Raw genomic sequence first — 23,142 nt, forward strand, 5'->3', positions numbered from 1 at the left:
GGATAACTTGCGAATATAAAGGGAGAAAGACAATGGCAAAATTATATTTCCGTCACGGGGCGATGGGAAGCTCAAAGACGGCAAACGCGTTGATGGTAGCATACAATTATTATGAGCGTGGAAAAGAGGCGCTGCTGGTGAAACCTAAGATCGACACCAGAGATATCGGCGTGGTCCGCAGCCGCATGGGGCTGGAGCAGAAGTGTATTTACGTGGAAGATCTGCTTGCGATGAGTGATGAGGAAATCAGCCGATACGACTGTGTGATCGTGGATGAGGCGCAATTCTGCCAAAAATCGGATATTGAATTTTTCGTGCATATCGTAGATGAATTGAACATTCCGGTAATCTGCTATGGATTGCGGACAGATTTTCGCCGCGAGCTGTTTGAAGGCAGTATGTGGCTGCTGGCATGGGCGGATGTGATCGAGGAGCTGAAAACGGTCTGCTGGTGCGGCCAGGGCGCGACCTGCAATACCCGCTTTGATGAGGACGGGAAGATCATCCGCAGCGGAGAGCAGGTCGTGATGGGAGGCAATGACAGCTACACAGCGCTCTGCCGTAAGCACTACAAAGAAGGAAACCTCGGACCGCATAAGCGCGTACAGGTACGCCCGTAAGCCGGCACGTGCAGCTATCCTGCACGTAATGAACCGGCAACGTTTAGCGCTAATCGATCCCGTTTAATTCCTGATAAAGCCGCTTCGCATAGCTGTCGGTCATGCCGCAGATGTGATCGGTGATCAGCATCAGCCGCAGGTAAAGCTTTTCCTGGGCAGATTTGCCCTCCGCCTGCCTGCGGTAGACGGATTTGTAGTTTTCGGAGACCAGCGTCATCAGCTTTTCCTGCACGTCCGTCAGTCGGTGGCCGGTGTCGTAGTTGATCACCGCCGACACGAATTTATCCAGCAGGTACTGCAGCACAGTGGCGGCCGCAAGCTCTGTCTTGAAGATCGGACGCGACACGAACACGTAGCGGTAGGCGATGTCGCCGAGACGGTCATGCAGCGCACTGCCGTGGCTGCGGCTGAACAGGTCGGTTGGAAAGCTTCCTTCCATGATAGCGCGGTAGTTTTTCGTAAAGCCATAGGTGGCGCAGGCGATCAGAAAGCCCTGCACATTGACGATCCAGTTGGACACGGCGTAGCCTTCGGGATCGGCAACGCCGCGCTTTATGCCGCTGTCGTATTTTCGTTCCAGACGATTCACCATCTCCAGATAGGTGTTCTGCTCCTGGGGCAGCATACGCGTCAGCACATCCTCCGAGCGAAGCTCTTCCAGAAGCAGCCGGTAGCTGATAAAACCCTTCCGGTAGGCGTCCTCAATGTCGGCGGTCAGATAGGCGATGTCGTCCGCCGCCTCCAGAATATAGCACAGCGGATGACGGCAGCCGTTCGTGCCGGTAGCAGCCTGGATCTTTCCAAAAACATCGCGGTCGGCGTAAAAATAGCCCAGCTTTTTATCCTTGATGTTTCCGCTCTTTGTATTGATTTCAAGCGAAGAAACCGGATATTTGATAATCGTGTTCAGCAGGGCATAGGTGAGATTCATGCCGTTTTCATCCACCAGAAAATGAAGCTTCGTCACCAGGCGCAGAGCCTGGGCGTTGCCTTCAAAATTATAGAAATCAGCGAGCATCTGCGGGGAGAGCACTTCGGAAAGCGGTTTGCCCTCGAAGGTCAGCCGCGGCAGGTTTTCCCGAAACCAGTCCCGGATCGTCGTCTCGCCGAAATGTCCGAACGGCGGATTTCCGATGTCGTGGATCAGCCCGGCGCACTGTACGATGCTGCACACATCAGACTGCATCTGGAGGTCAAAATGTCCATCCCGCTGATTGCGGATGATATATTGCGAAATGTTCTGTCCGAGCGAGCGCGCGATAGAGGACACTTCCAGCGAGTGTGTCAGCCTGGTGCGGATAAAATCGCTCTTATCCAGCGGAAAAACCTGCGTCTTATCCTGCAGGCGCCGGAACGACGCGCTGCCGATAATGCGGTGGTAATCCTTTTCAAATTCACTTCTTAAGTCCGTTGAGGTCGCAGCGCTCATATAGCTGCGGATACGGTCCGGACAAAGCAGAGTATTCCAGTTCATAGTAAGATCCCGCTGCGGGAATGCCGCAGAGCCTTTCTGAATGTTTTGGAAATAGTTTAACATAGATAAAGATAATTAGCTACGGTGATTTTGGGATTAATCTTAGAAGTGAAATCTCCGGTTCTTTTTGACCGGAGAATTTTTCAATATTGTAGTTTTACTATATGGAATTTTCTTTTTCAGCAGCCTCTTTTTTGCGATACTGTAGTGGTGTCATCTGGTAATATTTTTTAAATACCGTTGAAAAATATGCCTGACTCTCAAAACCGCACGTAGATGCAATCTGGTTAATAGGAGTATTAGAAAATTTTAAAAGGCCTTTGGCTTTGTCCAGGCGGAACTGCTGGATAAAATCCTGAACTGATACATGGAGTAAATCTGAGAAGATCCGATATAGATACGTTCTGTCGATACCAACATAAACAGCAATATCACTGACTCGCAGATCACTTTGGATAAAGTGCTGTTCAATATAGGAAATAGCGCTGGCAAGATATTGCTCAGCATTGCTTACGGCAGGATGAGGCTGGCGCTGGATGATCAGGGCGAATACTTCATACAGATATCCCAACAGTTCATATTCTCTGGAAAGATCAGAAAACTGGGGATAGACCAGTTTGTGCAGCAATTCTTTTAGTTTTTCATCTTCTCCGTGATAAAGAACGGGATTGTTTTCTGTGAAACCGCATAGGCGCATGATTTTGAAAGCATCATTGCCATTGAAACCGAACCAGTAGTAGGTCCAGGGATTTTCCATGTCCGCAATATAATAAATAGCTTCGTCCGGCCGGATCAGGAAGAGATCGCCTTCTTGGATCTGATATGTTCCATACGGGGTGTAGTAGGTCCCTTTTCCGCTGAGAATATAATGAATGAGATAATGGTCATAGACCCGCAGAAAGGTGTACCAGCCGGGTTCACAGTGAGCCTTGTGTCCGCTTTCATAAACTACCATATTGGTGTTAGTGGGCGGCGAGGTGGTAAAATCATTTAACTGCATGTGTGCAATGGCTTTTCTGGTGGAAAGATTTTCATACAGGTAGGTATTGCGCTTTTTTTTGCTCATAAAATGACGATTCCTTTCTGTCTGCAAACGAAATGGTATGCTGTCAGATAAAGGCAAAGCTATTTGCCGGAGGGACTTCATTCATGATGAAGATAAGAAATTATAACATTACATAGAGAAAAATACAACATAATTAGAAAAATTAACAACATCAGATTGAAGAATGCTATCATTTTTCATGATAGTATATTATACAGATATTAGAAAGAAATAGAAATTGAGTGAAAAAATGGGAAAATTTCACAAATTAATTTAAAATCTACGCGTAGACGAAAAGAAACAAATGAGACAACATTTTTACAAAAATTAAATCGCTTTTATGCAGATGCAAGAAGAAGGAAAGGATTGGTGAATCAGATGCGTAAAATGAAAAAGGGATGTAGTGTTTTGATGTGTGGGACTATGGTTGCCGGATTAATGGTGGGCAGCGTAAATGCAAAGGAAACTGTAACATGGTGGTCATGGAGTACCGAGGCAACCACAGCGCTGAATGCTCAGGCGGAATATGCAGAAGCAAACGCAGACCTTGATGTAGAACTGGAGCTGACGTCAAGCGCAGATTATTGGGTGAAGCTTCCGGTAGCGATTGCAGCAGGTACGGGACCGGATGTTTATCAAATGACGAGACCGGATTTTGAATCTTATGCAGCGGCAGGAAATGCGATGGATTTGACGGAGGTGATTGTGAATTCACCGCTGCTTCAGGAATATCTGGACAGCCTGGATCCGGTATTGGTGGAAACGTATCAGTTCGAAGGAAAACAGATGGGGATACCTCTGACCATTGAATGTTCCGCTATTGTATACAATAAGACTATTATGGAAGCAGCAGGTATTGATTTAGAAGCAATAGAAGATACCTGGACATGGGCTGATCTGCAGGAAATCGCGGAACAGCTGACTGTAAAGGATGAAAAAGGAGAAACTACACAGTACGGATTTTATGTGCCGGCGGATCGTCTTCCGAGCTGGGAGATTATCTGGACTTCCGGATATGATATTTTTGATGAGACAGGAGAAAATTGCCTGCTGGATGATCCTGGCATCGCAGAAGCGCTGCAGCCGCTGGCGGACATGTATCAGTCCGGTGTGTCTCCTTCTATCGATGTTACTACCATTTCTTCCGGTGACGATATGTTTATGAGCGGAAAAATTGCCATGATCGCGGCAGGTGTGTGGAAGGTGCCGACATATTCCAGGATCACAGGCTTTGAATGGGATTCTGTGGAGCTCCCGGTAAATCCGGAGACGGGAGAACGTTATTGTTCCAGCAATGTCTGTGGACTTATCATAAATCCCAAAACAGAAAATCTCGATGCGGCAGTTGCCCTGATGGAGCAGCTGGTACAGCCGGAAAGCCAGAAGCTGTATGCCGATTCTAACAGTGCGATTCCGGCATTGGAAGAGGTAAGAGAAGGATATTTTGATACAGAGGTTGCAGACAGGATTGAAGCATTTGAAGATGCTCTTGATTATGTGCACCCTAACGTGCTGTCCCAGTACATTCCGTATCAGCAGTTTTCGCAGTTATATGCAGACGGTCTGAAGCAGGGAATTACAGGTGAGAAGACTATGGCAGAGGCACTGCAGGATCTGGATGCTTCTATTACAGCAGTAGTGGAGGAGAACAAGGCGGGTTAATTGCACAAAAAGGAGTATGTCATGAAAAAATATACAGTAAAAGAGAAGAGAGCGATTTGTCAGGGCTTACTGTTTATTTCTCCGTGGTTGATAGGGGTGATAGGCTTTACGCTTATCCCCCTGCTTCTGGCTTTTGGAATCAGTCTGACAGATTATAATTTTCTGACAGAACCCAAATTTGTCGGTCTGGAGAATTATATTACCATGTTTACGAAGGATCCATTGATTTGGAAATCTCTTGGAATCACTTTATTATATGCTGTTATTTCCGTGCCTCTTCAGTTAGCCTTTGGCTTTCTCCTGGCGAATCTGCTGAACCAGAAATTGAGAGGGATTTTGGTTTTCCGGACACTCTTTTATGCGCCATGCCTTGTGGCGGTAGTATCATCCACTCTGCTCTGGAAACAGATGCTGGAAACGGAATTCGGTATTATTAATTACCTTCTGGGGCTGATCGGAATTGATAAAGTATCCTGGCTTGGGCAGACGGGAACAATTATTGCCAGCGTAGTGTTTATCAGTTTGTGGCAGTCCGGAAAGATGATTATTATAAATTTGGCAGGACTTCAGGCAATTCCTACCGTTTATTATGAGGCGGCGGATCTGGACGGATGCACAAGGTGGCGTCAGGCGTTTTATATCACTTTACCGCTGATGAGCCCGACAATCTTTATGAATCTTCTTATTGGTTTAATAGGCGCTTTTAAGACTTTTACACAGATCAAGATTTTGACGGATGGAGGACCTGACAATGCCAGTCTGGTATATATGCTATACATTTATAAGACGGCATTTACCAATTATAAGCTTGGATATGCTAATGCCATGTCGATCCTGCTCTTTGTAATTGTGGGAATATTGACTGTTTTTGTATTCCGGACGTCGAATAAATGGGTTCATTATGGGAGTGAATAAAGTATGAATAGAAAAAGTATCTATGGAAGGACTGCCGGAAAAATTGGTTGTTACGCAGCGCTATTAATCCTGGCTGTGATCTTTGTGTTTCCACTGTATTGGTTTTTCTTAAATTCCTTCAAAAGCTATGAACAGCTGTTTCAATATCCACCCAAATTCTGGGTATGGCCTTTCAGGTTTGCCAATTATCTGGAGGCCTATAAGTATCCGGCTTTTGATTTTGGACAGATGATGAAAAATTCAGCAATTATTACAATTACTTCGGTGATTGGCGCTGTTTTATCTTCTTCCGTGGTGGCCTTTGGATTTTCAAGAATCCGCTGGAGAGGGAGGGACCAGGTTTTTGTTCTGGTGATTCTGACCATGATTATTCCTACGGAGATCGTACTGACGCCACTGTATCTGATTTATAGTAAGCTGGGGCTGCTTAATACCTGGTTTCCGGTTATTGCGCCGTTCTTTTTTGCAAAACCTTTCTATACTTTTATGCTTCGGCAGAGTATGATGGGGATTCCTGTTGAAATGGATGAGTCAGCTATTGTGGATGGCTGTACTGTATGGCAAAGGTTTACGCATATTATTCTTCCGCAGGTAAAACCGACTGTCTTTGCGGTGATTATCATGGCCATGCAGGATCAGTGGAACAATTATCTGGAACCGCTTATTTTTATTAATTCCAATTCAAAGCAGACTATTTCAGTAGGTTTGACTTTTTTCAGCGGAATGAATGCAACGGAATGGAATCTGGTATTTGCAGGGGCCGTTATGGTAGCGCTTCCTATATTGATTATTTTTGTGTTTTTCCAGAAATATTTTATCCAGGGTGTCGTCGTATCAGGCGTAAAAGGATAACTTGCAAACCGAACAGAAAGATAAGATGGAGAGAACAAAATGAAATTACATTTTTATGGAACTGCGGCTTCAGAAGGTGTTCCGGCCGCATTCTGTGAATGCAGGTATTGTCAGAAAATAAGAAAGGCAGGAGGAAAAAATCTGCGTATGCGGACATGTGTACAGCTGGACGAGGATGTGCTGATAGATTTTTCTATGGATACCTATGCACAGACTTTATTTCGGAATCTGGATTTATCGGTTATTTCGCATTTGCTTGTAACTCATTCTCATGAGGACCATTTTTTTCCTGCTACGCTGACGTCTATTCTGCCGCCCTGGGCATTTTATGACAGAAAACGGTCTTTGGACGTATACGGAAATGAAAAAATTATACAGAAGGTTGTGGAGGCTATAGAAAATCTGGGGGAGGATCACGGAAAGACGGAGGAATATCTAAAACTTCACCAACTGCGTTACTATCAGGGATTTTCTCTTGGAAAATATTATGTGATGCCATTACCGGCCAACCATGACAAAAAGGAAAACTGCATGATCTATATAATCCGGGATCAGGAAAAAACACTTCTCTATGGGCATGATAGCAGTATGTTTTGCAGAGAAACGTGGCAGAAGTTGAAAGATTACCGGTTCGATTGTGTTGTCCTGGACTGTACGATGGTGGAAGAAACGGGGGTTTATGCCGGGCATATGGGGTTGCCGGACAATATCCGGGTACGGGACCGGATGCTGGCAGAGGGAATGGCAACAGAGGAGACGAAATTTGTCCTGACTCATTTTGTACATCGATTTAATCCTCTTCATGAGCGGATCACGCCGATTTTTGCAGAAAAGGGTTTTTTGGCAGCGTATGACGGGATGGATGTGGAGTTTTAACGCATCTGGGAAAGGGGCAATCAGATGGAGACGTTGATGGTTTTTTTGTTAAAATTGAATTTTACAGAATTTGAGAGCGGTGCCCTGCTGAAAATTATCCTTGCCTTTGCATGTGGAGCCTCTATTGGACTCGAACGGGAGAAGAAAGGCTGTCCGGCTGGATTGAAGACATTTTCGTTTGTATGTCTTGGCTCCACGCTTGTGATGATCACGAATGATTTTATCTGTCAATTCCTAACGCATGGAACCGGAGATCCGGCGAGAATGGCAGCGCAGGTTGTCAGTGGAATCGGATTTCTGGGGGCAGGTTCTATTATGGTCACTGGATACAATCAGGTGAGAGGATTGACTACAGCCGCGGCTTTGTGGGTAACAGCAGCTCTTGGTCTATCCATTGGTACAGGATTTTATTTTGGAGCTTTTGCGGGCCTGTGTGTGATCCATATTACTGCTTTTGTTTTTAATTATGTTGACCGGAAAATTATGGAGCGTTCCAGAAGCATGACAATATATGTGGATGGAGAAAATGAAGAATTTATGCTGCGATTAATGGAATATTTTAATTTTCGCGGGATCCGTGTAGTGAACTTAATGCGAAAAGCAGAAAATAAGTGGTATGTAAACGATGTATGTGCGATGATTGCTATTAGATTTCCGAAAAAAGATTGCCACAGAACCGTTTTGGCTGAAATACGGCAGATTGAAGGGCTGCGGTTTGTGGAAGAATTGTAAGGAACGGCAGGAGGAGAATATGATTGCTAATTACCATACCCATACATGGCGGTGTAAGCACGCTGTGGGACTTGAACGCGACTATATAGAGAATGCCATTAAAGGGGGGATGAGAATACTGGGGTTTTCTGATCACACACCCATGCCTTATGAAGGCGGGTATGTCAGTGCTGTGAAAATGGATGTGGATCAGTTAGAGGATTACGTAGATACGGTTCTGCAGCTGAAAGAAGAATATAAAAAAGATATTGAAATTCATTTAGGGCTTGAGGTAGAGTATTATCCCCGCTATTTTGAAAAGCTGCTGAATATTACAGGACAGTATCCTATTGAATATTTTTTGCTGGCTCAGCATTATCTTGGAAATGAGATTGATGATGTATTCAGCGGAGAACCTACAAAGGATCCACAGCGCCTGCAGCGTTATTGCGCGCAGGCGAAAGAAGCATTGAACACGGGATACTTTTCCTGTTTTGCTCATCCGGACTTTTTGAATTTTACAGGCGAAAATGAAATGTACGAAAAATACATACGTGATTTGTGCATTCATGCGAAAGCGCTGGAGATCCCTCTCGAGATTAATTTTCTTGGTATCTGGGAAAAACGTCATTATCCGAACGTTAAATTTTGGAAAATCGCCGGAGAAGTGGGTAATACTGTTATATTTGGCGCAGATGCGCATCAGCCGGAAAAAGTCTGGAATCCGGAGGCTCTGGATGTTGCGGAAAAAATGGTAGCGGAGCATAGACTGAAGCTGGCAGATACAATGACATTGCGCAGACCGGGAAGAAAATCCTGCCACCGCGCTGATTATATGTAAAAATAAAGGGGCTGTGAAAAAAGGCTCCTGTCCGTTCAGATGAAGGAGTAGGGCATATTTTGACATACCATCATTTTTTACACAGATTTAAGACAGAGTTCTCCTGGATTTGACATAAAATGAGTATGATTCTTATAAGCAATCTGTTCTACAGCGGAAAAAGCTTATAAGGAGAGGAAAATTCAGATGAAGAAAACAGACAAAAAAACGGAAAAAGAGGCAAAAACGGCAAACATACCATACATGATGAACCGGGAATTATCGTGGCTGAAATTTAATGAAAGAGTATTGAACGAAGCCGGAAATCCGGAGGTGCCGCTGGCGGAACGTCTGACCTTTGCAGCCATTTATCAGTCAAATCTGGATGAATTTTATGGGGTAAGAGTTGGCACGCTTATGGACCAGATGGAATCCTCGGAGGTCGTGCGGGAAAACAAGACCAATATGACCAGCGAGGAGCAGGTGAAGGCAATTTTGAAAGTCACCAGAGAGCTGGACCGCAAAAAAGCGGTGATTTACGAGCAGCTGATGGGAGAGCTGGAGCCAAAGGGTGTGCGTCTGATAAACTTTAATAAATTGTCGGCGGAGGAGGGCAGGCTTCTGGAAGCTTATTTTGACAATGAAATTGCGCCGTATCTGTCCGCGAATATCGTAAGCAAGCAGCAGCCGTTCCCCTTTTTAAAAAATAAAGATATTTATGCGGCGGCGCTGCTGGTAACGAAGGGAGGAAAGTCAAGAACGGCAATTATCCCCTGCAGCAACAACGTTTTTAAGCGTCTGATAGATATCCCGACCAGAAAAGGGACCTTTATGCTTTCGGAGGAGCTGATTCTTCATTTCCTGCCCAAGCTGTTTAAAAATTATGAAGTGAAAGAAAAATCATTGATCCGCGTTACCAGAAATGCAGATATCGACACGGAGACCGTTTACGACGAGGATATGGAATACCGGAAGGCGATGGAAAACCTCATCAAGCAGAGAAAGCGGATGAATCCGGTGCGGATGGAGCTTTCCAGGGAGCTCAATAAAAAAATGATCAGCTCCTTATGCAGGGATATCCATGTGGACAAAGAGCACGTATTTTTATCGGAGGTTCCGCTGGATATGTCGTTTGTGTCGGCGATTCAGAGCTATCTGAAAAATACCGGGCAGGAGGATATCTTCTATCAGAGACGCACTCCGAGAATGACGCAGCAGCTGGATGACAAGGAGCCGCTGATTCCGCAGATTATGGAAAAGGATGTGTTGTTATCCTATCCGTTTGAAAGCATCAGACCGTTTATTAAGCTGCTTTATGAGGCGGCGAAGGATGAAACTGTGGTATCTGTAAAGATGACGTTATATCGTCTGGCGGACAAGAGCCAGGTTGTGGACGCGCTGGTGGAAGCTGCGGAAAACGGCAAAGAAGTGGTCGTTCTGGTGGAGCTCAGGGCGCGGTTTGACGAAGAAAGCAATATTGAATATTCCAGAAGGCTGGAGGAGGCCGGCTGCCGGGTGATTTACGGATTGAACGGCTACAAGGTGCACTCCAAGCTCTGCCTGATTTCCAGAAAAACAGAGGAGGGCGTATCCTACATCACGCAGGTGGGAACTGGAAACTACAACGAGAAAACATCGGCGCTGTATACGGACCTCTCGCTGATTACGGGAAATCAGGATATAGGAAAGGAATCCGCGGAGGTTTTCGCGGCTCTGCTGAGAGGAGAGACGGTGGAGGAGACCCGGCTTCTTCTGGTGGCGCCGAAGTGCCTGCAGAACAGGGTGCTCGATATGATAGAGGAAGAAATCGCGCATGTGAAAAACGGGGAGGACGGCTACATCGGAATAAAAATCAACTCTCTGACAGACAAGGTGATTATTGACAAATTGGTGGAGGCGTCCCAGGCGGGTGTAAAAATTGAAATGATAGTCAGAGGAATCTGCTGTCTGATACCGGGCGTGAAGGGCTACACGGAAAACATAAAGGTGGTAAGCATTGTAGGGCGTTATCTGGAGCACTCCAGAATTTACCGGTTCGGGACAAAGGAACGGGAGAAGGTGTATATTGCCTCCGCTGATTTTATGACGCGCAACACTGTCCGCAGGGTGGAGGTTGCCGCGCCGGTGCTCGATGAGAAGCTGAAGGACCACCTCGGATGGATGTTTGAGACCATGATGCATGACGATGAAAAGGGAAAATGTCTCACATCAAAAGGAATCTATGTGAACCGGAACCTGGGCGATGTGAAGCTGGATTCCCAGGAGCTGTTTTATGCAATGGCTTACAGCAATGCGGAAAAGACGGAGAAGGAAATCAAAAAGTGATAGAAAAGGATGTGTCGTTTGAGCCGGTCATTACGGATTCCGCAGGCGCGCCCAGGGAGCTGGAAAAAAGCGGGATTCTGTATGAGGGCGAGATAGATTTAAAGAAAATCGGTTTTTGCAAGCTGGAGGCGCAGCAGAATTGTCTGACGGGTTCCTTCTGCATTCCACGGTTTCTCGATGTGCAGGGAGCCAGATACTGCATTCTGTTCTTTATCACGCGGGATAAAATCGTTCTGGTGGATGATGAGGGTTTTTCGGAGAGGATGACAGAAAGAATCCGGCAGAGAAAAGGCAGCGAAAACATGACAAAGGAAATGTTTCTGTTTCATTTCATGGCGGAATTTCTGAACCGGGACCAGGAGCAGCTTGCTTTGTTTGAAAAGAGGCTGATGGAGCTGGAGGAGGCTGTCCAGCGGGACCGCGCGGAAAACTTTCAGTCCGGTATCATGAAGCTGCGCCGCGAGCTTCTTATATTAAGAGGCTATTATGATGAAATCATGGATGTCGGAAAGGCGCTGGAGGAAAATGAAAACCGCTATTTTGCCAAAAAGCAGCTAAAATATTTTGGCACGATATCGGACCGGGCGGAGCGGCTGATGAATAAAACCTTTCATCTGCTGGAATACGCGGGACAGGTGAACGATGCCTATCAATCAAAGGTGGACGCCCGGCAGAACAGCAACATGCAGTTTCTGACCGTTATTTCAACCGTTTTTTTCCCGCTTACCCTGATTACGGGCTGGTACGGAATGAACTTCCAGAACATGCCGGAGCTGGAAAACGGATATCATGGTGTCATTATATTAAGTGTCATAGTGGTAATAGCCTGCATTATTATTTTTAAGATAAAGAAAATTTTTTAAATAAAAAAATCTTAAAAAAATATAAAAAAGTGCTTGCATTTGCAAGAAAAATATAATATAATACTTTTCGTTCGGTGGGGTACCGAAGAAAATAATAAAAGCGCGATTAGCTCAGTTGGTAGAGCACCTGACTCTTAATCAGGGTGTCCAGGGTTCGAGCCCCTGATCGCGCACTGAAAGTATCGCTTTTGCAGACTTGGAGCTGCGGGGGCGGTGCTTTTTTTGTGTGTAAACGACAGGATATCGGCTGTGGATGGTAATGACTTCGTCAAATTTTTGCTATGCTTACCGGTCAAACAGATGTAAAACCAGGGCAAGATATTATAATGGACAGTAAAATCTTCTAATATAAAAGAGCGGGACAGTGGTGGTATAATACAAATATCAAAAGCTTTTGAACGCAGAATGAACGACAGGATTTTACAGGGTACGATAAAATATTATTTAGGACGGGAGGTACAGTATGAATAAGAAGATAATAAATGCTATGCTGGTTCTTGGAATGACAGCAGGGCTTGCAGCGGGCACATGTACGAGCGCATTTGCAGAGGAAGCGGAAACGGAAGAAGCCAGAGGCTATCGCTTCACCTGGGTTAACCCCATTGTTGGATTGGAATACTGGTCTATTGCAGAAGAAGGCATGGCGGCTGCAGATGCGAAATATGGGACGGATACGCAGACCGTGGGACCGACAGAAATTAACGTGGACGAAATGGTAAAGCAGATTGACGCGGCAGTGGCGGCGCAGGTAGATGGCATTATAACAATGGCGCTTGACCCGACAGCATTAGGGCCGGCAATTCAGAGAGCCGTTGACGCGGGAATTCCGGTTGTCTGCATTGATACGGATGCGCCGGATTCCGCGCGTTCCTATTATGCGGGAACCTCCAATTATGACGCCGGATTCCAGGCAGGCCAGACCATGGCGGAGATGACAGACGGCAAAGCAAAGGTAGGCATTCTTATGGGCGGCATCAATGCATCCAATATGGTATCGCGCGTGGAAGGATTTAAAGCCGCGCTGGAAGAATATCAGGATATGGAAATAATTGTGACGGAAGATACGAACGCGGATCTGCTGATCGGAACGCAGAAAGCCCAGGCGATGATGCAGACCTATCCGGAAATGACTGCTATTTTCGGAACCAGTTCTACGGATGCACAGGCGGCAGGCAAGGTGGCAGAAGAAATGGGAATCACAGATCAGTACTGCATTATCGGATTCGATGATATGGAGGATACTCTGAATTATATCCGCGAGGGCGTCGTAGACGCGACGACTGTTCAGAAGCCGTATGAGATGGGCTATCTTGGTGTCGAGCTGTTGGTACAGACGATCGAAGGAAACGGACCGGAAGAGCAGGTTATCGATACGGGCGTTACCATGGTAACAGCAGATAATGTAGACAGCTACAAGGAATAACGATGACAAAATAACTGCCGCAGAATAGCTGCGGCAGTTGCACTTTTGAAGGGAGGATTTTATGAAACAGAAATCAATTTTCAGGAAAATCATTTCCAGCAAGGAAATGGGTATTTTTATTCCGTGGCTTCTCATCTGCATTGTAACAGGGGTTGTGAATCATGCGTTCTTCAGCATGAATAATGTAATTAATCTGCTGCGTTCCATATCGATTACGCTGCTGGGCGCTATTGGAGTCACCTTCGTGCTGATCAGCGGTCAGATGGAAATGTCCATCGGTTCTACTATGGGTCTTGCCAGCCTGATTACCGGTATGTGCATGGATCGTTATCAGCTTCCGGTGGTCGTTTCCATTCTGGCGGGGCTGCTGGTTGCGGCACTGATCGGAGTGGTCAATGGCGTAATTATATCCAAATTTAAAATTCCGGCATTGATTGTAACGCTTGGTACCATGTATATTGGACGTGGAGCCATTAACGTTATTTCGAAAGGGGTGCCCTTTGGCGGATTCCCGGATAGCTTTAACCAACTGGGACAGGGCACATTATTTTCTATTCCTTATTCTGTCTATATAGCGTTCGCGGCAATGGTAATCGCATCGGTGGTTTTAAAATATACCGTGTTCGGGCGCTCGATTATGGCGGTGGGCGGAAATGCGGAGACAGCGCGTCTTTCGGGTATCCATATTGATAAGATTACTGTTATTACCTATATTATTTCTGCCGTGACGGCAGGCATGGCGGGTATTCTGACCGCGTCCCGTCTTTCGTCCGCTCAGGCAAATGCCGGAAACGGCTGGGAAATGACGGTTATTTCCGCCGTAGTAATCGGGGGAACCAGTATGTATGGAGGCTCCGGTTCGATCGTGGGGACCCTGATCGGCGTGGCGATTATGGAAACCCTGACCGTATCGATGACTATGCTTCGCGTAGATGCCTACTGGCAGAAAATTGTAGTTGGGGCAATTATTATCTTTGCAGTTGGCGTCGATACCTACCGGCGCTCTAAAGCATCGGCGGATAAGGGGTGATTTTCATGGAAAAAAGAGCAATTCTGGAAATGCAGCATATTACAAAGCGTTTCCCGGGTGTGCTGGCATTGGATGACGTAAGTTTTCAGGCATATTCCGGTGAGATTCTGGCGCTGTGCGGTGAGAATGGCGCAGGAAAGTCGACACTGATGAAGGTTCTCAGCGGTTCCTGGCCGGAATCAACCTATGAGGGGAAAATTCTGGTGGATGGTCAGCTCTGCCATTTTACAGATACGGAGAAATCGGAAAAAGCGGGCATCGCCATGATTTATCAGGAAATCAGTATGCATCTTGACGAGACGGTGGCGGAAAATATTTATCTTGGCAGATGGCCGAAAAAGAAGGGCCTTATTGACTGGAAAAAAATGAATGAAAATGCTGTCCGGTACATTGAGATGGTAGGGCTGGATGTGACGCCGGAAGAGCACCTGAGGAATCTGGGTACCAGCCAGCAGCAGCTTGTGGCGATTGCCAGGGCGCTTACCAAGAATCCTAAAATCCTTGTACTGGATGAGCCGACATCGCCCCTGACCCTGACTGAGTCGGAACGGCTGTTTAAAATTCTTCACAGCCTGAAGGAAAAGGGAATTGCGTGTATTTTAATTACGCATAAGCTGACGGAGATATTTGCGAATGCGGACCGGGTTGTGGTTATGCGGGATGGAAAGACAATTTCCACCACAATGATGGCGGATGCGACGGAGGAGAAAATCGTAACCGATATGGTGGGGCGGAAAATAGACTCTTACTATCCGAAGGAAAAGGCGGAAATAGGAAAGGTTGTTCTGGAAGTGAAGCATATGACGGTGCCGCATCCCTATGCAGCGAATAAAAAAATCGTTCAGGATGTCTCGTTTTCCGTGCGCGGCGGCGAGATTCTGGGAATCGGCGGTCTTGTGGGAGCCGGACGAAGCGAACTGGTAAATGCAATCTTCCGCAAGATTATCCCGGAGACGGGAGAAATCCTGATGGAAGGAAAGCCGCTGAAGATCCGGTCCTGTTCAGACGCCATCCGGGCGGGAATTGCGCTGGTGACCGAGGACAGGAAAACCGATGGGATCGTGGGATGTTTAAGCATCCGGGAAAATATTGCCCTTGCCTCTTTGCAAAAATTATCAAAAAATGGTTTTATGAAGGGAAAGGAAGAAAAAGAGCAGGCAGGCAGATATTTTAAAGAGATTTCCATAAAAGCGCCGGATATGGATACGAAGCTTCAGCAGCTTTCAGGCGGAAATCAGCAGAAGGTGGTATTGAGTAAATGGCTGATGAGACGACCAAAGGTTCTGATTATGGATGAGCCGACACGTGGTATTGACGTGGGCGCGAAGTATGAGATATATAAAATAATGGTGGATCTGGCAAGGCAGGGCATTGCCATTGTGATGATATCGTCAGAGCTTCCCGAGCTGCTTTCCATGTCGGATCGCGTGATGATACTGAATGAAGGGAGAGTCAGTGGGATTCTGAAGCAGGAGGAGTGTACGCAGGAGAAGATCATGAAGCTGGCGACAGCGTCCATGGAATAGAACAGGCGCCAAAGGAGCATGGAAGAATGGGGGCAGAGGTATGCGGAAAAGACAGAGGGTTTTTATATTCAGACAGGTGGCATGCCTGGTTGGAAGCGTTTTTGCGGGGCTTCTGTTCCTTTTTTGTGTGCAGGACGGGCTGCGCCATCATGCGGACAGCGAAAATCAGAATCTGATGACGATCAGCACCTGCTTTAATGATATCAGCGTTGAAATGCAGAAGGTCAGAGAATGGGTGAAGTTTTCGACGGAGAATAAGCTGGATGATGAAGCAGAATTCGCCGATTCCCGGGAAAGGCTTATCCGTTCCTCGGAAATTCTTGCGGGTTATATGAATGAGCGCAGCTATAACCGCAGCAGCATAGACCTGAAATGCACGATTGAAACTTATATACAGGACTGCGAGACTCTGATGGAATCCCTGAAGACCGGAAATTATAGCGAGACGACAAGAAACTATAAAATCTGCGAGCAGACCTATGAATTCAGTCAGGAGAAAATGAACTGGGTTTACCGCGATATTCAGGAGAGCTATGTAATCAGCCGGGAGCAGCTTGAAAAATATGAGCTGCTCAGCAGCGTGATCAAGGCGGCAACAACCGTTATTATAATTTCTGTGGCCGCGCTGCTTCTTGCGCTTCTGAACAGGGTAATCGTCCGCCCAATAAACAATTTGTACAGCAAAACAGAATTATTCCTGACGGAGGAGGGACAGATCGAGCCGACTACATCTCCGGTAAAACAAAAAAATGAAATTGACTTGCTCAATAACAGTATTTACAGAATGCAAATGAGGATCGGGGAACAGTACCGGCAATTATTAGAAAAGGCAGAGATGGAAAAACAGCTTACGATGGAAAAATTAAAGGCTGTTGAAAATGAAAAATGGATGAAGGATGCCCAACTGAAAAATCTTCAGGCGAGAATCAATCCGCATTTTCTGTTTAATTCCATTAACCTGATCTCGAAAATGGCATATATGGAGGATGCGGAGCAGACCTCGGAAATGCTGGAATCCTTTGGCGAGTTTCTTCGCTATAATCTGGATAATTTCGGAAAAACTGTCACTATTCAGAAGGAGTTGGAGAATGTGCGGGATTACACGACGATCCAGAAGATCCGTTTTGGGGACCGCATGGATTTTAGCATTACTGCGGATCAGGCTGTGACCGGGACGAAAATACCATGCCTTATTTTGCAGCCGCTGGTGGAGAATGCGATTATTCATGGGGTAGGTATGTACACGACGGGAGCGTTCATCAGCGTGGATGTTAGGAAAACAGAGACGGGGCGGGTTCGCATGACGGTATTGGATAATGGAATCGGCATGACGGATGATACGCTAAAGGAGGTGAGAAGTAAGGCAGCGGAATCCTCTCAGCAGCAGGATGATGGTTCTATTGGGCTTTCGAACGTATTTAAACGTCTTCGCCTGTTTTTTAACAATGACGTAGATATTTATATCGACTCGGAGCAGGGACAGTTTACGAAAATTCAGATAGAAATTCCATTTTGGGGAAGTGAGGCGATGGAAGATGTATCAGGTATTGATAGCGGACGATGAAGCGATTGAGCGCAACGCGCTGAAAATGATGCTGGAAAATAATATCGCATCTATAGAGGTAACCGGAGAGGCAGAAAATGGAGTCCAGCTTCTCCAGATGCTAAAAAAGAACCGGTACGATATTGCGGTCGTGGATATTGAGATGCCGGGACTATCCGGGCTGGAGGTGCTTCAGATGGCGCAAAAGGAACTGGAAAACACCCGGGTTATCATTTTTACGGCTTACAGTAATTTTGATTATGCGCAGATGTCGCTGCGCTATCATGCGTTTGATTATCTTCTGAAGCCGACAAGGCGGGATAAGCTGATGGCGACCATAGAGCGGTGCGTGGAGGATATCGAAGCGGCGCGCAGGAAATCGGTAAACAGTGAGAGGCTGAAGAAAATTATCGGGCAGATCCGACCGCTGATGGATGAGGAGCTGCTTAATAGCTTTTGTACGGGCAGCGGTGATTTTGCCAGGCTGAAGGTATATCTGAATGCTCTGGAGATATCCACAGAGACTGGTTATATTGTAACGTTCCGCATACGCGACCGCAGAAAGGGCCAGATGAGCCCGGAGGATTCCCTGGACCAGCTTGCATTAAAAAAATCGGTGGCGAAAAAACTGAGCACCGGGCTTTCGGAGCTGGTAGAACATTCGCTGGCGCAGGTTCAGCGGGACAAAATTACGGCGTTTATTCCTGTGGAACGGCCGGGAGCGGAATACCAGAACCGTGTAGACAGCATTAATCTTGTTCATATTATTCTGGACCGGATACAGCTCCCTGAGACGGTGGAAGTTATTGCGGGAATCGGATCCGTACAGGAGTCGCTGGAACAGATGCATCTTTCTTACCGGGAAAGCATCAGCGCCCTGCATGATACGAAGACGAACATGGCAATCCGCCATTATAATGACCTGTTTGACAGGAAGGAGCAGGACTGGCATATTTTGCAGAAGGAACAGAAACAACTGCTTGCGGCTATCCGGGATGAGGACATGGAAAAACAGAAGAAAATGATTGATCAGATTTTCTTTGTGCTGCATAAGAAACCGCCGGAAGAATGCAGCAGCCATATTCTGGAGATGATGGTGCAGATTCTGCATAGTGTGGATCCCTATTTTTCGGAAAATCAGGATCACCGTTTTCACATCAGCCGCCTGTGCCGGGAGTGCATGAACATAGGCGATACGGACAGCCTGAAGCGGTGGCTGACCGAGTATTGTCAGAATTTGTCGCGGGAAATGAATGTCGGCAGCCATACCGGTATTGTAATCGAACAGGCGCGAAAATATATTGATGACAATTATCAGGAGGATTTATCCCTGAATGACGTCAGCAGACACTGTAATGTCAGTATTTATTATATGAGCAGGCTGTTTAAAGAAAAAATGGGAGAGAATTATTCCACCTATCTGACACGGGTAAGGATGGAGGCGGCAAAGGAGATGATCCGCAAATACGATTATCCGCTGAAAACTCTGTCTGATAAATGCGGATTCCGGAGCGTGGGATATTTCTGCCGGGTGTTTAAGCAATATACGGGCGTAACCGTAGGGGAATTTAAAGAGCAGAGATGAATAAGGCGAAAGCCGGGAGATAACTATGGAGAAAATGATAAAAGTTGTATGTGAGCAGGAAGCATATGCATTGATTGATGACATTACGTATACCCATGTTCCGTTTTGGTATGGAGAGACACAGCGGCCGCTGCGTCTGAGCATTCTTCTGCCGAAGCATAAGGAGGGGCACAGAAAGCTGCCGCTGATCGTATGGCTGTGTGGAGGCGCGTTCCGCGTTATGGACCGAAACGTCTGGATTCCGCAGCTAACTGCTCTTGCTATGTCAGGATATGTGATCGCCAGCGCAGAATACCGGACAAGCCATGAATGCCCGTTTCCGGGACCCCTGACAGACATCAAGGCGGCAATACGCTATCTGCGTTCTCATAGTGACCAGTACTGTATCGATCCGGAGCGCGTAGCGGTGATGGGCGAGTCGGCGGGCGGCACTCTTTCCGCTCTGGTCGGCGTCACCGGGGAGATTGCTGAGTATGAGGTGGGAGACTTTCTGGAATACAGCAGTTCCGTTCAGAAGGTCGTGGATTTTTACGGACTGACCGATATGCTGCATGATCCCATAGATAAAACCGGAGAGAATGCAAGGATTATTGAGGATTTCGTGGACTGGGATTTTGAAAGGACGGGAAAACTGGCAAGTGCGGTAAATTACGTAGAGGAGGGAAAAGCCCTGCCGGAATTTCTGATTTTTCATGGAACGGCGGATACCCTGGTGCCGATTGAACAGAGTGAAGGCTTTTATGAAAAGCTGATTCAGACGGGACATGCGGCGGACTTTTATCGCATAGAAGACGCGCCGCACGGCTCGGACCTGTTTTACCAGAAGGAGGTTATGGAGATAGTGAAAGCCTTTTTGTGGAAATGACAGCATATATGCTGCGGAAATTGTGCGGGCAGCTTTCCGTTGCGTTTAAGTCGTGATGCATGTATAATGAACCTATCACGATAGGAAGAGGTTAATGCATATGAAGAAAATGATTTCCTGGAATGTCAACGGGCTGCGCGCCTGCGTGCAGAAGGGTTTTTTAGAGTATTTTAAAGAGGCAGATGCAGATATTTTCTGCATACAGGAGAGCAAGCTGCAGGAAGGACAGATTGAGCTTCCTCTGGAAGGGTATCATCAGTACTGGAATTATGCGAAGAAAAAAGGCTATTCCGGCACGGCGGTATTCTCAAAGGAAGAGCCGCTTTCGGTGACATACGGCATAGGCATCGAAGAGCACGACCAGGAGGGACGTGTGATCACGCTGGAGTTTGCCACTTATTATCTTGTGACAGTTTACACGCCCAACTCGCAGAACGAGCTGGCGCGCCTGCCCTACCGCATGGAGTGGGAGGATGCGTTTCTTGCGTATCTGAAGGGGCTGGAGCAAAGTAAGCCGGTGATTTTCTGCGGTGATCTGAATGTAGCGCATAAGGAAATTGATTTGAAAAATCCAAAGACAAACCGTAAGAATGCGGGCTTTACGGATGAAGAGCGTGAGAAATTCAGTAAGGTGGTGGAGAGCGGCTTTATTGACACTTACCGTTACTTTTATCCGGAACAGGAGGGGATTTATTCCTGGTGGTCATACCGGTTCCGCGCGAGGGAGAAGAATGCGGGGTGGCGGATCGACTATTTCTGTGTTTCTGAGTGCCTGAAGGATAAGCTGATCGACGCCAAAATCCATACGGAAATTATGGGTTCTGACCATTGCCCGGTGGAACTGCAGATCGAGCTTTAGGTTGCCAGGCATACGACAAAAATGTACGGTGGATGTTTTTTAGTTGCCAAGCATCCGGAGGAAGCTGCCGGTGGCAGGTTCTGTAGGTGACTGCCTGCTTAGAAAGGGTTTGTTGAAAATGATAGAATATACGATCATCCGCTCGCGCCGGAAAACCATGTGCCTCCAGGTGAAAGCGGATGGACAGGTCGTGGTGCGGGCGCCGCTGCGGATGACGAAACAGCAGATACAGGAGTTCGTGCAGAAGCATGAGAGCTGGATTTTGAAAAAGCAGGACCTTGCGTGGAAAAACAGCCGGCGTCCTGTAATCACGGATCAGGAGCGCCGGGAAGGGATGGAGGCGGCAAGACGGTATATCCCGCAGCGGGTAGCATACTTTGCACAGCGCATGGACGTTACCTACGGGAGGATCACCATCCGCGAACAGAAAACGCGCTGGGGAAGCTGCAGCAGCAAGGGAAACTTAAATTTCAACTGGAAACTGATGCGTATGCCGCCGGAAGCGCTGGATTATGTTGTCGTACATGAGCTTGCGCATCGAAAAGAAATGAATCACTCTGAGCGGTTCTGGGCGATCGTGGAAAAGGAGCTGCCCGATTATCGTGAGAGAAGGAAAATGCTGAGAAATCCATCATAAGAAATAATTATAAAAATAATCGCAGAAAACACCTCCGTCTGGAAAATGGACGGAGGTGTTGTGCTTCAAAGAATAAACTATTGGCTTTGCAGCAATTTTGTAAGTTCTGCAATCTGCCGGTCTTTTTCTTCGATCTGCTGCTTACTCTGCTCGAGTTGCTGATTTTGTTGTTCAAGCTGTACTTTTTTCAGCTCAAGCAACGCCTGTTTCCGGTCGATGTCTTCCTGCATTTCGTCGATCATATACTGCACGGTGTTGCGGTCAAGCTCGCGAAGCTCTTCAGAAAAAAGTCCCATAATATCCTCCATATTCCGGCACATATCGTAGATGTGCTCATACAGCGGCTTAAATTCCGGGCAGGTTTCCAGGAGCCTGCTGATTTCTTCGGGATCATCCATGCTCAGAAATACAAGCCATGCTTCCAGGTTGCTTTGTATATCTTTATTTTGATGGATTTTCCGGAAGATGTCAAGCGGAATAAACAAGTATTGCTGCAGCAGGTTGAGCTTTAATCCGGTATCGGATCTCTGGGCAAAGCGATGCAGGAAAATATCGGGGTACCGGTGAAATTCAGCCGGGCTTTTTTCAAAAAAGACAATCGTGAAAACATCCCGGATATCCCGGTAGCTGAAGGTTTTCTGCTTCTGGCTGCGCACGCGCTTGTACTGGCGCAGCAGCAGATCTGCCGAGTAGCAGGCGCTGCGCTCGCCGGGGAAGGCATAGCCGATTTTCTGCACTTCGATGTTGGCGATACTGCCGTCTTCCAGCTCCGCCACAATATCCGTGACCAGAAGGGATGATTCATCCGCTATGCGTGTGGTATCATTCGGCAGTACGCGCAGGATTTTGATTTTCTGTTCCAGAAGACAGGAGAGAAGATCCTCAAGCCGTTCCGGGGTGCTTTCCGGATTCATAATTTCTTTGAACATGAAATCGTACAGAATTTTTGCGCCGCGCGCGCCGGTAATAAAGTCCAGGAATTCCTCCTGCTGTTCGTTTTTCCATGATGCGAAGAGATTCTGCAGATCGTTTCTGCCTGCTATTTCGGACAACGCCTCTTCTCTTGTTCTCAGCATGGGAAAATACATTGCTAATTTGTTGTTCATATGCAAATTCTCCTTTTATCTACGATGAAGGCCAGGTTTCTGTGAAGGATTGCAGCAAATTGATGGCTGCCGCAATGGGGCAGATAAGGCAATCCGCAGGGGTGGGGCTGCAGCATTGTTTATAGTGGCCGGCATATATGCTTTCTGTTGGTTCACAAGATGCATCTGATGATTAATTTGAAAAAGTGATATCTTGAAATGTAAATAAATAGTATCATAAAAACATTTAAATGTCAATAAGATTACAAAATAAAATATATAATAAATATAAAAGCAACATATAATATGAATAAAAACAAACCGGAGCCTGTAAAAAGGTCCGGTTTGTTTTGACATAAAATAGAGTTATTTTTGATTTGCGACGCTTTCGAGCATGATATCGATCGCTCCGGTCATGAGTTCTCT

At 46.6% G+C, this 23,142-nt stretch carries 20 protein-coding genes and 1 tRNA gene; 18 read left to right on the top strand and 3 right to left on the bottom strand.

Going from position 1 to position 23,142, the window contains the following annotated elements; genetic code table 11:
* Positions 1 to 32 precede the first annotated feature (32 nt).
* The gene (locus tag ACLU9Q_RS05780) at positions 33 to 620 is read left to right on the top strand and encodes a thymidine kinase (protein ID WP_296835274.1); all 588 of its coding nucleotides are present in this window, start codon (positions 33 to 35) and stop codon (positions 618 to 620) included.
* Positions 621 to 669: 49 nt separating this feature from the next.
* Here ACLU9Q_RS05780 and ACLU9Q_RS05785 read toward each other — a convergent pair whose 3' ends face one another.
* Positions 670 to 2,094 (bottom strand): deoxyguanosinetriphosphate triphosphohydrolase, encoded by a 1,425-nt coding sequence (locus tag ACLU9Q_RS05785; RefSeq protein ID WP_296906213.1) that lies wholly within the window; start codon positions 2,092 to 2,094, stop codon positions 670 to 672.
* Between the two features lie 160 nt (positions 2,095 to 2,254).
* Complete coding sequence (locus tag ACLU9Q_RS05790) at positions 2,255 to 3,160, bottom strand: AraC family transcriptional regulator (protein WP_296906216.1); 906 nt, start codon at positions 3,158 to 3,160, stop codon at positions 2,255 to 2,257.
* 357 nt (positions 3,161 to 3,517) lie between these two features.
* On the opposite strand from ACLU9Q_RS05790, the gene ACLU9Q_RS05795 reads away from it, so the two are divergent.
* The 17 genes from ACLU9Q_RS05795 to ACLU9Q_RS05875 all read left to right on the top strand — a co-directional run bounded on the left by ACLU9Q_RS05795 (position 3,518) and on the right by ACLU9Q_RS05875 (position 21,631).
* Positions 3,518 to 4,801: an ABC transporter substrate-binding protein gene (locus ACLU9Q_RS05795; protein ID WP_412624729.1), complete on the top strand. Its 1,284-nt coding sequence runs from the start codon at positions 3,518 to 3,520 to the stop codon at positions 4,799 to 4,801.
* A gap of 21 nt (positions 4,802 to 4,822) precedes the next feature.
* Positions 4,823 to 5,716 carry a carbohydrate ABC transporter permease gene (locus tag ACLU9Q_RS05800; protein ID WP_296906219.1) on the top strand — a complete coding sequence of 298 codons (894 nt, stop codon included), beginning with the start codon at positions 4,823 to 4,825 and terminating at the stop codon, positions 5,714 to 5,716.
* A 3-nt stretch (positions 5,717 to 5,719) separates the two neighbouring features.
* Positions 5,720 to 6,568, top strand: a complete 849-nt coding sequence (locus tag ACLU9Q_RS05805) for a carbohydrate ABC transporter permease (RefSeq protein WP_296906222.1) — start codon at positions 5,720 to 5,722, stop codon at positions 6,566 to 6,568.
* A 147-nt stretch (positions 6,569 to 6,715) separates the two neighbouring features.
* On the top strand, positions 6,716 to 7,444 hold the full coding sequence (locus ACLU9Q_RS05810; protein WP_296906225.1) for an MBL fold metallo-hydrolase: 729 nt from the start codon (positions 6,716 to 6,718) through the stop codon (positions 7,442 to 7,444).
* A gap of 36 nt (positions 7,445 to 7,480) precedes the next feature.
* Positions 7,481 to 8,176 (top strand): MgtC/SapB family protein, encoded by a 696-nt coding sequence (locus tag ACLU9Q_RS05815; protein ID WP_296906228.1) that lies wholly within the window; start codon positions 7,481 to 7,483, stop codon positions 8,174 to 8,176.
* Positions 8,177 to 8,195: 19 nt separating this feature from the next.
* Positions 8,196 to 8,996 carry a histidinol-phosphatase gene (locus ACLU9Q_RS05820; protein ID WP_296906230.1) on the top strand — a complete coding sequence of 267 codons (801 nt, stop codon included), beginning with the start codon at positions 8,196 to 8,198 and terminating at the stop codon, positions 8,994 to 8,996.
* Positions 8,997 to 9,182: 186 nt separating this feature from the next.
* Positions 9,183 to 11,300 carry a polyphosphate kinase 1 gene (gene ppk1 / locus ACLU9Q_RS05825; protein ID WP_298515282.1) on the top strand — a complete coding sequence of 706 codons (2,118 nt, stop codon included), beginning with the start codon at positions 9,183 to 9,185 and terminating at the stop codon, positions 11,298 to 11,300.
* Positions 11,297 to 12,163 (top strand): CorA family divalent cation transporter, encoded by an 867-nt coding sequence (locus ACLU9Q_RS05830; protein ID WP_302225440.1) that lies wholly within the window; start codon positions 11,297 to 11,299, stop codon positions 12,161 to 12,163. The genes ppk1 and ACLU9Q_RS05830 overlap by 4 nt, the downstream gene beginning before the upstream one ends.
* A gap of 100 nt (positions 12,164 to 12,263) precedes the next feature.
* Positions 12,264 to 12,336 (top strand) — tRNA-Lys (locus tag ACLU9Q_RS05835).
* Between the two features lie 290 nt (positions 12,337 to 12,626).
* On the top strand, positions 12,627 to 13,586 hold the full coding sequence (locus tag ACLU9Q_RS05840) for a sugar-binding protein (RefSeq protein WP_298515012.1): 960 nt from the start codon (positions 12,627 to 12,629) through the stop codon (positions 13,584 to 13,586).
* Positions 13,587 to 13,647: 61 nt separating this feature from the next.
* Entirely contained in the window at positions 13,648 to 14,616 is a 969-nt protein-coding gene (locus ACLU9Q_RS05845) for an ABC transporter permease (RefSeq protein WP_296906241.1), read from the top strand.
* 5 nt (positions 14,617 to 14,621) lie between these two features.
* Positions 14,622 to 16,142, top strand: a complete 1,521-nt coding sequence (locus ACLU9Q_RS05850) for a sugar ABC transporter ATP-binding protein (protein WP_296906244.1) — start codon at positions 14,622 to 14,624, stop codon at positions 16,140 to 16,142.
* Between the two features lie 40 nt (positions 16,143 to 16,182).
* Positions 16,183 to 17,706: a sensor histidine kinase gene (locus ACLU9Q_RS05855; protein ID WP_412624731.1), complete on the top strand. Its 1,524-nt coding sequence runs from the start codon at positions 16,183 to 16,185 to the stop codon at positions 17,704 to 17,706.
* On the top strand, positions 17,678 to 19,270 hold the full coding sequence (locus ACLU9Q_RS05860) for a response regulator (RefSeq protein ID WP_296839558.1): 1,593 nt from the start codon (positions 17,678 to 17,680) through the stop codon (positions 19,268 to 19,270). The genes ACLU9Q_RS05855 and ACLU9Q_RS05860 overlap by 29 nt, the downstream gene beginning before the upstream one ends.
* A 25-nt stretch (positions 19,271 to 19,295) precedes the next feature.
* The gene (locus ACLU9Q_RS05865; protein WP_296839560.1) at positions 19,296 to 20,135 is read left to right on the top strand and encodes an alpha/beta hydrolase; all 840 of its coding nucleotides are present in this window, start codon (positions 19,296 to 19,298) and stop codon (positions 20,133 to 20,135) included.
* A 100-nt stretch (positions 20,136 to 20,235) separates the two neighbouring features.
* Positions 20,236 to 20,994, top strand: coding sequence for an exodeoxyribonuclease III (locus tag ACLU9Q_RS05870; protein WP_296839563.1), 759 nt, complete (start codon positions 20,236 to 20,238; stop codon positions 20,992 to 20,994).
* A 118-nt stretch (positions 20,995 to 21,112) separates the two neighbouring features.
* On the top strand, positions 21,113 to 21,631 hold the full coding sequence (locus ACLU9Q_RS05875; protein WP_296839569.1) for a M48 family metallopeptidase: 519 nt from the start codon (positions 21,113 to 21,115) through the stop codon (positions 21,629 to 21,631).
* A gap of 77 nt (positions 21,632 to 21,708) precedes the next feature.
* Here the strand turns inward: ACLU9Q_RS05875 and ACLU9Q_RS05880 are convergent, their stop codons facing one another.
* Positions 21,709 to 22,737: a PD-(D/E)XK nuclease family transposase gene (locus tag ACLU9Q_RS05880; protein WP_296839566.1), complete on the bottom strand. Its 1,029-nt coding sequence runs from the start codon at positions 22,735 to 22,737 to the stop codon at positions 21,709 to 21,711.
* Between the last annotated feature and the right edge of the window lie 405 nt (positions 22,738 to 23,142).

The organism is Marvinbryantia sp. (assembly GCF_047017445.1).
In the GTDB taxonomy this organism is placed as follows: domain Bacteria; phylum Bacillota; class Clostridia; order Lachnospirales; family Lachnospiraceae; genus Marvinbryantia.

What these genes read in the sequence shown, in the direction of transcription:
- ACLU9Q_RS05780 (WP_296835274.1), top strand. Translation starts at nt 33, where the DNA reads ATGGCAAAATTATATTTCCGTCACGGGGCGATGGGAAGCTCAAAGACG.
- ACLU9Q_RS05785 (WP_296906213.1), bottom strand. Translation starts at nt 2,094, where the DNA reads ATGAACTGGAATACTCTGCTTTGTCCGGACCGTATCCGCAGCTATATG.
- ACLU9Q_RS05790 (WP_296906216.1), bottom strand. Translation starts at nt 3,160, where the DNA reads ATGAGCAAAAAAAAGCGCAATACCTACCTGTATGAAAATCTTTCCACC.
- ACLU9Q_RS05795 (WP_412624729.1), top strand. Translation starts at nt 3,518, where the DNA reads ATGCGTAAAATGAAAAAGGGATGTAGTGTTTTGATGTGTGGGACTATG.
- ACLU9Q_RS05800 (WP_296906219.1), top strand. Translation starts at nt 4,823, where the DNA reads ATGAAAAAATATACAGTAAAAGAGAAGAGAGCGATTTGTCAGGGCTTA.
- ACLU9Q_RS05805 (WP_296906222.1), top strand. Translation starts at nt 5,720, where the DNA reads ATGAATAGAAAAAGTATCTATGGAAGGACTGCCGGAAAAATTGGTTGT.
- ACLU9Q_RS05810 (WP_296906225.1), top strand. Translation starts at nt 6,716, where the DNA reads ATGCGGACATGTGTACAGCTGGACGAGGATGTGCTGATAGATTTTTCT.
- ACLU9Q_RS05815 (WP_296906228.1), top strand. Translation starts at nt 7,481, where the DNA reads ATGGTTTTTTTGTTAAAATTGAATTTTACAGAATTTGAGAGCGGTGCC.
- ACLU9Q_RS05820 (WP_296906230.1), top strand. Translation starts at nt 8,196, where the DNA reads ATGATTGCTAATTACCATACCCATACATGGCGGTGTAAGCACGCTGTG.
- ppk1 (WP_298515282.1), top strand. Translation starts at nt 9,183, where the DNA reads ATGAAGAAAACAGACAAAAAAACGGAAAAAGAGGCAAAAACGGCAAAC.
- ACLU9Q_RS05840 (WP_298515012.1), top strand. Translation starts at nt 12,627, where the DNA reads ATGAATAAGAAGATAATAAATGCTATGCTGGTTCTTGGAATGACAGCA.
- ACLU9Q_RS05845 (WP_296906241.1), top strand. Translation starts at nt 13,648, where the DNA reads ATGAAACAGAAATCAATTTTCAGGAAAATCATTTCCAGCAAGGAAATG.
- ACLU9Q_RS05850 (WP_296906244.1), top strand. Translation starts at nt 14,622, where the DNA reads ATGGAAAAAAGAGCAATTCTGGAAATGCAGCATATTACAAAGCGTTTC.
- ACLU9Q_RS05855 (WP_412624731.1), top strand. Translation starts at nt 16,183, where the DNA reads ATGCGGAAAAGACAGAGGGTTTTTATATTCAGACAGGTGGCATGCCTG.
- ACLU9Q_RS05860 (WP_296839558.1), top strand. Translation starts at nt 17,678, where the DNA reads ATGTATCAGGTATTGATAGCGGACGATGAAGCGATTGAGCGCAACGCG.
- ACLU9Q_RS05865 (WP_296839560.1), top strand. Translation starts at nt 19,296, where the DNA reads ATGGAGAAAATGATAAAAGTTGTATGTGAGCAGGAAGCATATGCATTG.
- ACLU9Q_RS05870 (WP_296839563.1), top strand. Translation starts at nt 20,236, where the DNA reads ATGAAGAAAATGATTTCCTGGAATGTCAACGGGCTGCGCGCCTGCGTG.
- ACLU9Q_RS05875 (WP_296839569.1), top strand. Translation starts at nt 21,113, where the DNA reads ATGATAGAATATACGATCATCCGCTCGCGCCGGAAAACCATGTGCCTC.
- ACLU9Q_RS05880 (WP_296839566.1), bottom strand. Translation starts at nt 22,737, where the DNA reads ATGAACAACAAATTAGCAATGTATTTTCCCATGCTGAGAACAAGAGAA.